This window comes from Streptomyces sp. NPDC050433, assembly GCF_044458565.1.
In the GTDB taxonomy this organism is placed as follows: Bacteria; Actinomycetota; Actinomycetes; order Streptomycetales; family Streptomycetaceae; genus Streptomyces.
Map to the genome: position 1 here is coordinate 1 of NZ_JBITIB010000063.1, position 12,938 is coordinate 12,938.

Genomic DNA, 12,938 nt, shown 5'->3' on the forward strand with positions numbered 1-12,938 from the left:
CGTGGCAGGAGGGGTGCGCGAACACCCTTCTGGTGGCGGAACAGATCGATACGGAGGGCTGGTTCCAGGAGCGGAACCTGATGCCGAAGTTCGACGTTCCGGAGGGCTTCACCGAAGTCACCTGGTTCCGCGAGGAAGTCGCCCGCGGCCTGCTCACCCGCTTTCCGGGCGGGGTGCGCGAGCAGTATCGCCGGCAGGCCGAGTACGAGATGGGCATCATCATCGAGATGGGATTCCCGGCGTACTTCCTGGTCGTCGCGGACTTCATCATGTGGGCCAAGAACAACGGCATCGCCGTCGGCCCCGGCCGAGGCTCGGCCGCCGGGTCACTCGTCTCGTACGCGATGGGCATCACCGACCTCGACCCGATCGAACACGGTCTGATCTTCGAGCGGTTCCTCAATCCCGAGCGTGTGTCGATGCCGGACGTCGACATCGATTTCGACGAGCGCAGGCGGGTGGAAGTGATCCGGTATGTGACGGAGAAGTACGGCGCGGACAAGGTCGCCATGATCGGCACCTACGGCAAGATCAAGGCGAAGAACGCCATCAAGGACTCGGCCCGTGTGCTGGGTTACCCGTACGCCATGGGCGACCGGCTGACGAAGGCGATGCCCGTCGATGTCGGTGGGAAAGGCATCGAACTCTCCGGCATCACCGACCCCGAGCACCCCCGCTACGACGAGGCCGGCGAGATCCGGGCGATGTACGAGAACGAGGCGGACGTACGGAAGGTCATCGACACGGCAAAGGGTGTCGAGGGCCTGGTGCGGCAGATGGGTGTGCACGCGGCCGGCGTGATCATGTCCAGCGAGACGATCACCGACCATGTCCCCGTCTGGGTCAGGCACACCGACGGCGTCACCATCACGCAGTGGGACTACCCGAGTTGTGAATCGCTCGGCCTGCTGAAGATGGACTTCCTGGGTCTGCGGAATCTGACCATCATGGACGACGCCGTCAAAATGGTCGGCACCAACAAGGGCATCGATCTGGAGCTGCTGTCGCTCCCGCTCGACGACCGCCGCACCTTCGAACTCCTCGGGCGGGGCGACACCCTCGGCGTCTTCCAGTTCGACGGAAACGCGATGCGCTCGCTGCTGCGGCTGATGAAGCCCGACCATTTCGAGGACATCACCGCCGTCACCGCGCTCTACCGGCCGGGCCCCATGGGCATGAACTCACACACGAACTACGCCCTCCGCAAGAACAAGCAGCAGGAAATCACCCCGATCCACCCGGAGTTGGCGCAGCCGCTCAAGGACGTACTCGGGATCACCTACGGCCTGGTCGTCTACCAGGAACAGGTGCAGAAGGCCGCGCAGGTGCTGGCCGGCTACACGCTCGGGCAGGCGGACCTGTTGCGCCGGGCCATGGGCAAGAAGAAGAAAGAGGTCCTGGACAAGGAGTTCGTCCCGTTCCGCGACGGCTGCCGGGAGCGCGGCTATTCGGACGAGGCGGTGCGAGCGGTGTGGGACGTACTGGTGCCGTTCGCCGGATACGCGTACAACAAGGCGCACGCGGCGGCCTACGCGTTGGTCTCGTACTGGACGGCGTATCTCAAGGCGAACCACCCGGCCGAGTACATGGCCGCGCTGCTCACCTCCGTACGGGACGACAAGGACAAGTCGGCGGTCTATCTCAACGAGTGCCGGCGGATGGGCATCAAGGTGCTGCCACCGAACGTGAACGAGTCGGTGGCGAATTTCGCCGCGCAGGGCGACGACGTGATTCTCTTCGGACTGACGGCCGTCCGGAACGTCGGTACGAACGTGGTCGATTCGATCATCCGGTCACGGAAGACGAAGGGGAAGTACGCCACCTTCCCCGACTTCCTCGACAAGGTGGAGGCGGTCGTCTGCAACAAGCGAACCGTCGAATCCCTCATCAAGGCGGGCGCCTTCGACGAGATGGGGCATACGCGGAAGGGCTTGGCCGCACAGCACGAGCCGATGATCGACAACGTCGTACAGATCAAACGGAAGGAGGCGGAAGGGCAGTTCGACCTCTTCGGAGGGGACGACGAACCCGAGCGGTCGGGCTTCGGGCTCGACGTCGAATTCTCCGACATCGAATGGGACAAGTCGTATCTGCTCGCGCAGGAACGGGAAATGCTCGGGCTCTACGTCTCCGACCACCCGCTCCTCGGTATCGAGCACATCCTCTCCGAGCGGTCGGACGCGGCGATCTCGCAGCTCACCGGCGGCGAGCACGCCGACGGCGCGGTGGTCACGATCGGCGGCATCATCTCCGGACTCCAGCGGAAGATGACCAAACAGGGCAACGCCTGGGCGATCGCCACCGTCGAGGACCTGGCCGGGTCCATCGACTGCATGTTCTTCCCCGCGACGTATCAGCTGGTCTCCACCCAACTGGTCGAGGACACCGTCGTCTTCGTCAAGGGCCGCCTCGACAAACGCGAGGACGTCCCGCGTCTCGTCGCGACGGAGATGCGGGTCCCCGACCTGAGCGATGTCGGCGCGCACGCGCCCGTACGGCTCGACATGCACGAGTCGCACGTCACGCCCGAGTCGGTCCGCCAGCTCAAGGAGATCCTGAAGGCGCATCCGGGCCCGACGGAGGTACGGCTGCGCGTACGGCGGCGGGCCACGACCACCGTCTACCGGCTGGGCTACGCAGTCGCCGTCACCCCCGAGTTCTGGGCGGACCTGAAGGCGGCGGTCGTGGTGACACGGAGATCCCCGGCTTCCGAACAGGTCGGCGGAGCCGTGCCGTTACGCTCCTTCTGACAGCGGGGTGGGGGCCGGGGGGCGGGGAACTCGTATGCGCAGGTGGGCGGTTGGCAACCGTCGGCGCCGGGAGATGGGGCTGATGGCGGCCGGGCTGGTGGTGGCCGTGGGCGGGGTCGCGCTCATGGCGGACACGGACGACGGCGGCCAGGACGACCGCGCGGACGACGACTCCGAGTCCCACGCGATGCGTCTCCAGAACCGGCAGTTGGCGGACTGGGCCGGTGGGATGTGCGAGAGCGTGGCATCCCTGAAGACACTGAGAGAGGACGGCGCAAGGCAGGCCGCCGACACCTACCTCAAGTCGGCCCCGGCGGCCCTGGAGAACATCGCGCGGGGGCTCGACGCGGTCGATTCACTGACCCGGATCCCCGACACGGAGCGTTTTTGGGCCGGCTACGCCAAGCAGGTCGACCGCGTTCGTCCCGAGGTCATGGAACTGACCGATGGCGACGACCTCGCCGACCTCTCCCCGTCGGAGAAGGCCGGCCGCGCCGAACGCGTCAGCGCGCTGGTGGCGGCGATCAAGGAACCGAGTCCCGGTATGCACGACCTGGTGTGGAAGGACGTGGGGTTCGAGCGGGCGTTCAACTCACGGCGCTGTGTCGCGTCGAGAGACCCCAAGCCCGAGCGGCCCCGGCCGCCGCTGCCCCCCGCTGCCGACGGCGCGTCCGTCGCCGCCTGTGCCGACGGGGTGTGCGAGGTGCGGGTCACGAAGCCGTCCGTGGAGATCAAGGTCCGTGATCTGACGCTGGACGTGACCCGCGAGGGCCGGAAGGTCACGGTGCGCCACTCCTACCCGTCGGGCGGCGAGGTCAGGGTGAACCTCTCCGCCGAGGGCGCGCGGGGGACCTTCGGCCGGAGCGGCGACACCGTCGTCACCGTGGAGCTGAAGGGCAGCAACCAGAGCGGTGCCGTTCTGGCGATCACCAGTTCCGCCGCCTCCGCCCCCTCCCCTTCCGCCGCCTCGTCGTAGGCGGCCGGGCCTCAACAGTTTTCCGCAACTCTGTTGAAAATACCTCCCTGGCCAGGCCTTGTCCGGAAAGGGAGCGTTCAGCGAGAGTTCATCCCGCGACGCCCCACACCAGCCCCACACACCCCCCATCCACGTCGCCGGACAAGCGCCCACCCACGAACGCGCGCGTCAAGCAGCCCTGTTCTGCCGGAGATTCGGCGTGCCGCCGTTCGGCGCTGTTCCGATACCGAGAGGAAGCACCGTGCAGGTTTCCCGGAAGTATCTCGTCGCCGCCGTCACCGGCGTCCTGCTCTCGGCCTCCGCCGTGACCGGCGCCCAGGCAGCCGACCCGGCCTCCGCGACGGCCTCCGCCACGGCCCAGGCGCCCCGGTACCAGCCCGAGATGGTCGCGGCGCTCGCCGAGACCCTCGGCAGCAGCGAGCAGGCGGCCGTCGACCGGTTCGACCACGAGGCCGCGCAGCAGCGCGAGTTGGCCGACGTGAACAAGCAGGGCATCAAGACGGACGGCGCCTTCTTCACCAAGGCGGGCACGCTCACGGTGAACGCGCCGGACGCGAGATCCGCCGCCCGCGTGGAGGACGCCGGCCTCACCGCCCGCGTACCCGAGCACGGCAAGTCAGCCCTGGACCTGATCAAGAGCGAGCTGGACGCGAAGGCCGCCGAGCAGGCGCCCGCGGGCGTCTCGTCGTGGTCGGTCGACCTCGCGGCCGACACCGTCACGGTGGAGGTCAGCAACGACAGCGGCGCCGCCGCCCGTTCGTTCATCAAGGCCGCGAGCAAGCACGGCGACGCCGTCCGCGTCATCCGTGGCCAGGAGCGTCTGGAGACCCAGGCCGTGGTGCCGCCGGGCAGCCGGATGACGTTCAACGGCTACATCTGCTCGGTCGGTTTCGGCGCGCGTGACGCCGCGGGCAAGCAGTATCTGGTGACCGCCGGGCACTGCATCGAGGACCTGCCGGACCTTGCGTACAACAACGTCAAGTTCGCCAAGGGCACGAACTCGCGCTTCGCCGTCGGCACGCGCAGCGTGGACATGGGCATAGCGGCGGTCGACGCCGAGGACTCCATAGGCACGCAGGTCACCACGCACGGCCAGGCCGGGAACGTGGCGGTCCGGGGCGGCACGCGCGCGGCGCAGGGTGCGGCGATGTGCAAGTCCGGCCAGACCACCGGCTGGACCTGCGGCACCGTGGGCTCGTACAACGTCACCGTCACCTACACGGACGCCAACGGCGGTCCCGACACGGTCGTCACCGGCCTCGGCAGCTCCACCGTCTGCACCGAGGGCGGCGACAGCGGCGGCGCGTACATCGCGGGCAACCAGGCCCAGGGCATGACCTCCGGCGGCCCGATCGGCCAGAACTGCACCGGCGTGAACGGCCGTGGCTCCTCGTACTTCCAGCCGCTCACCGACGCGCTCTCCTACTACGGGCTGACTCTCAACACCAACTGATCCATTTCCCCGCTCTCCGATGCCCCCGGAGAGACGCGGCGGAGCCGCCCACCCGTACCGGTGGGCGGCTTTCGTCGTCCGCATACCATCGGGCCAGGGAACACGAGGGGAGCGGGCCATGGACGCGAGTGTCGCCGGAGACGCGGAAGTGACGTTCGCCGACGTCTTCCGTGACGCCCTGCGCCGTCGAGGTCTGTCCCTGGAGCGCGTACGCGACCGGCTCGAAGCCCGAGGCATCGGCGTCAGCCTCGCCACCCTCAGTTACTGGCAGCGCGGACGCAGCCAGCCCGAGCGTGCGCAGTCCCTGCGCGCCGTGGACGCGCTGGAGGACATCCTCGCGCTGCCCGAGGGCGCCCTCCGTTCCCTGCTGCGCCCCGGCCGGCCGCGCGGCCGTACGACATCGGAACTGCTCGACCTGTCCGCCTCGCACCGCGTCTTCGGCGAGAACTCGGACGTGGAACAGGCCCTCGGCGCGGAGTTCGCGCGCTTCAACGAGGACGTCACCTCGCTGGTCATCCACGAGACGGTCCACCTGGACGAGGAGCGCTGCATACGGCAGATGTCCGTGAACCAGGTGCTGCGCGCCACCCGCGACGGCGCGAGCCGGATGACCGCCGTGCACGTCATCGACGACCCGGCGACGGCGTCGGTCGACGTCGACGTACGGTGCGGCAAGCTGGGCCGCGTGGAGTTCCTGCCGGAGCGGCGGAGCATCGTGACGGAGATCCTGTTCGGCGGCGAACTGGCCAAGAACGAGACGGTGGTGGCCGACTACACCATCTCGCTCACGCCGAGCCGCGAGGTGTCGACGTATCACGAGCGCCGTACGCGGGTGAGCCTGCGGGAGTTCCTGCTGCACGTCTACTTCCACCCGGACGCGCTGCCGGTGAGCTGCCATCGGTACTACCGGGAACGCATCGGCGCGGAGATGACCAGCAGCCGGCAGATCGCCCTGGACGTCTCGCACTCGGCGCACATGCTCCCGCCGAAGTGCCCGGCGGGGATACACGGCATGTCGTGGGAGTGGCCCGTCTGACGATCTCCGGCGGCCGGTGCCGGCTGGCACGCTGCCCAGTGGGATGTCAGACCCCGCCGCTAGTGTTTTCCCATGACCGACGCGTCCGTGACCACGACCACGCGCGCCGCCGAACTGCGCGACTGGCGGCGGCTGTTGGAGGACCCGCCCGATCCGGAGATCACGGAGAAGGGGCGGCTCCTCAAGGAAGCCGCGATGCTCGACTTCGGCGTGCGCGAGAGCGCGATCGCCTCCTGGCTCTATACCAAGTGCCACCAGCAGATCCCCACCCTGGCCATAGAGACGGCGGCGGTGGTCGCCCCCGGCGACGGCAGCTGCGTCCTGCTCTACAACCCGGAGTTCTTCGCGGCGATCGGCGCGGACGGTGTGCGCTTCGTGCTCTTCCACGAGGCGCGCCATCTCATCCACCGGCATCTGTACGTGGACGCGGAGCTGCGCGCGGACCCCGTGTTCACACTGGCCGCCGAGGTCTCCATCAACCATGTCGTCATGCAGAGGCTGCGCGCCACATTGCCCACCCGACTGATCGAGGGTGCGGGCGGTGGACGGGAGCCGGTCGGGATCGATCCGCACGCGATCCACGCCCTGTACGAGGAGGATCTGCGCGCCCAGGGCCTGAAGCCGCTGTCGTACCGGTCCTTCGTGGAGACCGACTTGACCGTCTACGGCGAGTTGCAGCGCATGAGCGACCCGCCGGTGCCCGCCGGCGCCGGCGTCTGCCCGCATCTGGCCATCGGCGGTCTCCCCATGGACGAGGAGACCGTGGGCCAGGTCGTGGAGGGCGTCCTCGCGGACGTGCTGCGGGCGGCCCTGCGTGGCGAGGGTCCGGCGCGCGAGGAGATCCTGCACCTCGCGGACCGCTCCGAGGGCGCCGGCGACCGGATCACGAAGTTGTGGGGCCGTATCGGCCTCGGCGCGCTGCGCGGCCAGACGGAGCCGACCCGCCGCGTGGAGTGGTGGAAGCGCTGGCTGAGCGACACGCTCGCCTCCAAACTCCGCGACGGCGAGCGGCTGATCTACCCCCGGAAGCACGGCGCGGTGCTCCTCGCGCTCGGGCACGACCCGATGCTGTCCCGGCGCGGCAGGGAGCGTACGAAGGTCGTGGTCGTCGCCATCGACACGTCGGGCTCCATGTCCCAGCGGGTGATCGACTGGCTGGTCACGCTGATCGGCCGCACCGACGGAGTCGAGACGCACTGGCTGAGCTTCGACGGCGAGGTCATGCCGTTCGTCGCGGGAGAGCGCGTGAGGGGCGGTGGCGGCACGGACTTCGGCAAGGTCGTCGAGTACGTGGAGGGGCGCCTGGAGGTCGGCGGCAAGCGGTGCGAGGTGCAGCCGGACGCGGTGATCATGGTCACCGACGGTTACGCGCCGCATGTGACCCCCGCCCGTCCGGAGAGCTGGATATGGCTGATCACCGACGGCGGGGACGACTGGCCCGACAGCCACAGACCGCCCATGGCCTGCCACCGCGTGACGACCGGCGACAGCTGACCGCGTGGCACGCCTGTGACGCCCTTCTTGTACGGCGGTGCGCGCCTGCGCGCGCCCGGCCACCCCGACAGCATCGCGCATCCCGACACACGCACGCACGAGGACTGGATTCCATCACCGTGACCAAGACCGACCCCGCCAAGGCCACCGCGACCTGGCCCGTCACGGCCACCTACCCGAAGCGGCCGGCGGGTCGCCAACCGGGCAGGCGGCTGGCCGAGTTCATCGACGCCATGATCGCCATGGGGCAGACCGGCCAGGTCTTCGGCGAGCACGGCATCGGCAAGACCTCCACCTTCCTCAGCCACATACCTCGGGCCCACCCCGGCACGCGCGTCGTCCTCGTCCCGGCGGCCAACCTCACGCCCGACGACCTCCTGATGAACGCCCCCGTACGCGACGACAGGACGGGCGAGCTGGTCCTCACCCAGCTGATCATGAGCCAACTCGCCCCCGGTGAGCGCTTCGTGCTGCTCATCGACGACTCGTTGCAGGCCGGCGAGATGATCCAGTCCCAGCTCATGCAGATCGCCTGCAACTGGACCCTCGGCGAACACGACCTGCGGGCCCTCGGCTGCGTCGGTGTGTTCCTCTCCGACAACGAGTCCCTGACCGAGACCGGCTCCGCCCGCAGCGACCTCGCCGTGCTCGACCGCATGGTCACCCTGCGCCTCACCGCGAACGACACGGCCTGGCGCCACAACCTCGCCGGGCGGTACACCGACTGGGACCTCGGCGACGTCTTCAGGATCTGGGCCGGTCTGGCACCCCGGCTGCGCTCCCTGCTCTCCCCGCGCACCCTGGAGCATCTGCTGGACTGCGCCCGCGCGGGTCTGCCGCTGAGCTGGGGGCTGCCGCTGGTGGGCGGGGTGCGGCTGAGCCTTCGTGATGTGCGGAAGGACGGTACGGAGGGGGCCGACCGTACGGCGGAGATCCTGGACGCCATCGCCGCAGCCGTCGGCGCGGCCAACCCTCGGACGGTGTCCGATCCCGTACGCCGCATCCTGCGCACCGCCCTGCGCGAGAACTGGGCGGTGCTCCTGCAAGGGCCGCCCGGCTGCGGCAAGACGGAGATCACCAAGAGCGTCGTCCGGGAGGAACTCGGCGCGGAGCCGGTCTACTTCTCGCTCCCGGTGACCAACGTCGAGGACCTGTGCGTGCCGGTGCCCACCCCCGACGGGCGGCTGGACACGCTGCTGACCCGCGCGCTGTCGGGTCCCGGCGAGAAGGTGATCGTCTGGGACGAGTACAACCGGCCCAAGGACAAGGCCGCGTTCGCCAAGCTGATGGAGATCACTCAGGAGTGGTCGCTGGCCGGGCGGCCGGTGGAGGGCCTGCGCGCCCAGATCGCCCTTCAGAACCCGCCGTACCACCTGGGCAGAAAGCTTCAGGTCAGCCGGAACAACGTGGCGCAGGCCAGCCGTTTCACGGTCAGTTACGAGGTGCGGCCCGAGGACATCCCGGCGAACGAATGGCTCATCGCCGCGTACGGCGAGGTGGCGGAGACTGTCCTCGAATGGTGGAAGAACGACATCGACGACGAGGGCCGCGACTGGATCACCAAGCGGACGCTGGAGCGACTGATCAAACTGCGGCTGGCCGGCCAGCCGCTGATGTCCGGCCTGATCTACCTCGGCGAGGGCGAGTTCGCCCCGGTGCCGCTGACCGCGCTCGAAGCCAGGCTGGACGGCATCGGGCGGGAAGTGGTCGTCGGCTTCAAGGAGTTGGTGCGGGACGTCGACCTCTGGGAGAAGCGACTGGCCGCCGCGTCGGAGGTCTCTTCCGAGGGGACGAACGACACGGACGTGGTGCATCGGGCGCTGGCCAACGCCGAGCTGTCCCAGCTCAAGCGGCACGGTGAGGTGGTGGCCCGGCTGCTGCGCCATCTGCCGCCGAAGCTGCGCGCCACGTATCTGGTCGGGCAGACGGCTGCCCGGCAGAGCTACTGGGTGGGTGCTCTGGCGCGTATGAAGGAGCTTGCCGCGTCGTCGCTCTGATGCCGGAGCCGACCCTCCTCAACCACCCCCGAACCCCGTCCCCTTTCACCCCACTTCGAGGAAGCCCGAGTCACCACGATGCGTCTCGCCGATCACCACGCCGTCTCCGCCGCCTACGCCCTCGCCGACCGGGAACTCACCCGCGCGTTGATCTCGCGGATCCGGGAGGAGACCGTCGAACTGCTGGGCAGCTCCGCCCCGTTGCCGAAGGTCCTCCTGGAAGAGGTGATGGCCTCGCGGGACCCGGAGCTGCTCGCGGCGCTCGTCTCGTCCGCCGCGCTCCGCGGCGAGGTGTTCGACCGGCTGGCCGCGCTGGGTGATCCCGCGCTGGCGGTGAGTCTGTACGGCAAGCAGGACTGGGAGCGCACGCCCGCCCAGCGTGCGGCGGTGTGGGCGGGTGCGGCTGCCACGGCCGACGACCCCGGCTGGCGCGCGAAGGGCAGCCTGCCGTTGAAGCTGCTGTCGTCCCGGCGCAGGGAACTGCTGGAACCGGCCCTCCTCTCCCCCTTCCCCGACCTGGTGGAGGTCGCGCGGCGGGTGACCGCCAAGGGCCCGGACATCACCGGGACATCGTCCACCGGCGCGCCGAACAGCAAACCCCCGAAGGACCGACGCCAGTGGGAACGCCACCCCGAGACGACGAAGGAACTGGTCGAGGACTTCAGGGACAAGAACTTCCACGGCTCGATCGAGTTGCCGGGCACGCCGGGCGCCCTGGACTGGGACGTACTGGTCGCGGAGCACCGTGCCGAGCCGTTCCGTCACTCGGGGCTGGTGACTCTGTGGGCGCACCCGGACTGCCCGGAAGAGCTGGCCCTCGCCGCCTTCGAGGCCAACTGGAACAGCTCGCAGATCAGCGGCGCCGTCCACTGGTCGATGCTGGCGAGCCCAACGCTCAACAGCCTCGAAGACTATCCACTGTCTCAACTCCTGGGCCGCGGCCTGTCCTCCGGCACCGTTCCGGTCGAGCGCCTCCTGCGGGAAATCGGTTCGGCCCGCAGGATCCTGTGCGCCCTGCCGCGCGAGAACGAAGAGGTGCAGGCCGCCCTGGCCGCCCAAGTGGCCCGTCTTGGGTCGGACTTCGCGCCCTGGCGTGCGGTGTACGTGCTGCTCCCCCGGTTCTCCGGCACCGTCACCGAACTCGTCGACGCCGCGCTCGCGGAGACGCCGAAGCACCATGGGAAGACGTGGCCGAAGCCACTGGGCCCGGAATTCCCGAGCCGCGGCCTGCCGAGCGGCCGGCTGGCGTGGCTGCGCCTCTACGACGTGGCGGACCATACGACGCGCCGCGCGCTCATCGACCACATGGACCTGCGCGCGATCCAGCAGCTGCTGCTCTCGCACCGGCCGTCCTCCGAACTACGCGCACACATAGTCCAGTCGCGGGGCACGTCCGCTCTCGCGGGCATCGCGTCGAGCTGGCAGACCAGGCCCGAGACGATCGAGGACCTGATCCCGTACAACGACTCCGAGGTCAACGCCGCGCTCTTCCTCAACACCGACCTCACTCCCGCCCAGCGCCGCCATGTGGTGTCGGGCCGTCTCTGGCAGGACGGTGTCTCGGCGGACACCCCGGCCGCCGACCGGCTTCCGCTGACGGAGTCCCTGATCGAGGGCCTGCGGGAGAGCGCGCGACGCCCCTGGCTGCTGGCCTGCGCCGAGTCGGGCGATCCGCTGCTGTGCCGGATTCTGCTCGGCAGCCCCCGGGTGAAGATCCACACGCCCGCGCTGGAGCTGCACATGCTGATACGGCTCTGGGAGCGCCACGGCCCGGACGCGGTAAGGGAGTTGCTGGACGAGACCGACTTCCCGGGCCGCAAGCAGGCCAAGCACCCGCTGTCGCCGAAGACCCTGGAGAAGTGGCGTGCCGCGCTGGAGGCGGAGTCCGAACCGGATGGACTGGCCCTGCTGCGGTCCGCCGCCGAGGCCGCCGCGGGCCCGGTGGGGCGGGCGGACTTCCTGGCCGACAAGGGGTCCGGCCCCGAGTCCGACGACCTGGCCAAGGCCATCGACCTGCTCGCCGAGGAGGCCGGCCCCGGTCCGATTCCGTGGGCGGAACTGGAGGCGGCCGGCGGCACGAAGCCCCTGCACGACCGGCTCCTCGTCCGGCTGGCCGAACTGGAAGGCTGCCCGGAGGCGTTCACCGAGGAGTCGGCCGCCGCCGCCCTGCGCCTGTCGCACCCGGAGTACCGCCCCCGCCGGACAGGGAAGCCGCCCACGGCGTCCGAGATGCTGAGGAAGCTTCCGCTGCGGGTGGACAACCGTGGTGGTTGCGGCTGGCTGGAGAAGGCACACCAGCTCGGTCAGGTCACCCTGCCCGACGTGGTGCGGTGCGGCTTCCCGGCGAAGGCGACCGTGGCGTTCCTGGCGACGGCGCTGGCTCCCGGCGACTCGCCCGCCACCGACCAGATCCGGGAGGCCCGCCGCGAGGTCGCCGCACTCGCCGCGGAACACCTGGGGGCCAACCCGGAGGGCTGGGCACTGGCACTGCGTCTGATCCCGGACTTCGAGGGCACGCTGCCGGATCTGCTGCTGGCGTCGGGCGCGGTGGTGAGCTGAGCCACCCGGAGCACCCGGAGCACCCGGAAGCGCTACGGGAAGCGCGACACGTAGCGCTTCTGCCACGGCGTCTCGACCGCGTGCCGTGAGTAGTGCTCGCGGACGTACGCGACGGCCTCGGCGTTCGGCACTCCGTCCAGGACGGCGAGAGCGGCCAGAGCCGTCCCCGTACGCCCTCGTCCGCCGCCGCAGGCAACCTCGACGCGCTCGTCCCCGGAGCGTTCCAGCGCCTCGCGCAGTGCCTCCGCCGCCCCGGCGCGGTCGGTCGGGAGCCGGAAGTCGGGCCAGCGGATCCAGCGGGTCTCCCACTCGACGGCCGGCGGCTCCTTGCCCAGCAGATAGAGGGCGAAGGCCGGTGTCGGTCCGGGCGGGAGCGGGTGCCGAAGGCCCCGGCCGCGTACGAGCCGGCCGGAGGGCAGCCGCAGCACGCCGGCCGCCGTTGGGTCCCAAGTAGCGTTCACGGAACCGAGGTTAGGCGATGCCAGGTGGTGGTGGGACACGAAGGCCTCCTGTGCGGTGCAGTCCTAGACAGCTCCACCACACCGGAGGTCTTCGCCTTTGAGCAACCCGACCACCAGGTGTTAACAACGCTCGTGATCAATACACCTAGTGTCCTGCGCCTGAAATCCTGGCGATATATTTCGCTAACGAGTTGAGGATTTCGTCGGCGCTC

General features: G+C 69.5%; 8 protein-coding genes. 7 read left to right on the forward strand and 1 reads right to left on the reverse strand.

Features of this window, described 5'->3' with window-relative positions; genetic code table 11:
• The 7 genes from dnaE to ACIBLA_RS37445 form a co-directional block, all read left to right on the forward strand.
• Positions 1-2,750: DNA polymerase III subunit alpha (gene dnaE / locus ACIBLA_RS37415; protein ID WP_363246546.1), on the forward strand; the 2,750-nt coding region annotated here is incomplete at its 5' end.
• 34 nt (positions 2,751-2,784) lie between these two features.
• Entirely contained in the window at positions 2,785-3,726 is a 942-nt protein-coding gene (locus tag ACIBLA_RS37420; protein WP_399201136.1) for a hypothetical protein, read from the forward strand.
• A 241-nt stretch (positions 3,727-3,967) separates the two neighbouring features.
• Positions 3,968-5,179: a S1 family peptidase gene (locus tag ACIBLA_RS37425; protein ID WP_399201137.1), complete on the forward strand. Its 1,212-nt coding sequence runs from the start codon at positions 3,968-3,970 to the stop codon at positions 5,177-5,179.
• Between the two features lie 118 nt (positions 5,180-5,297).
• Positions 5,298-6,215: a helix-turn-helix transcriptional regulator gene (locus tag ACIBLA_RS37430; protein WP_363246549.1), complete on the forward strand. Its 918-nt coding sequence runs from the start codon at positions 5,298-5,300 to the stop codon at positions 6,213-6,215.
• Between the two features lie 72 nt (positions 6,216-6,287).
• Positions 6,288-7,709, forward strand: coding sequence for a hypothetical protein (locus ACIBLA_RS37435; protein ID WP_363246550.1), 1,422 nt, complete (start codon positions 6,288-6,290; stop codon positions 7,707-7,709).
• A gap of 233 nt (positions 7,710-7,942) precedes the next feature.
• Positions 7,943-9,706 (forward strand): AAA family ATPase, encoded by a 1,764-nt coding sequence (locus tag ACIBLA_RS37440; protein ID WP_399201139.1) that lies wholly within the window; start codon positions 7,943-7,945, stop codon positions 9,704-9,706.
• 78 nt (positions 9,707-9,784) lie between these two features.
• Positions 9,785-12,265, forward strand: a complete 2,481-nt coding sequence (locus ACIBLA_RS37445) for a hypothetical protein (protein ID WP_399201138.1) — start codon at positions 9,785-9,787, stop codon at positions 12,263-12,265.
• 32 nt (positions 12,266-12,297) lie between these two features.
• On the opposite strand, the gene ACIBLA_RS37450 is transcribed toward ACIBLA_RS37445, so the two are convergent.
• Positions 12,298-12,726: a protein-tyrosine phosphatase family protein gene (locus ACIBLA_RS37450; RefSeq protein ID WP_363246552.1), complete on the reverse strand. Its 429-nt coding sequence runs from the start codon at positions 12,724-12,726 to the stop codon at positions 12,298-12,300.
• Positions 12,727-12,938 lie beyond the last annotated feature (212 nt).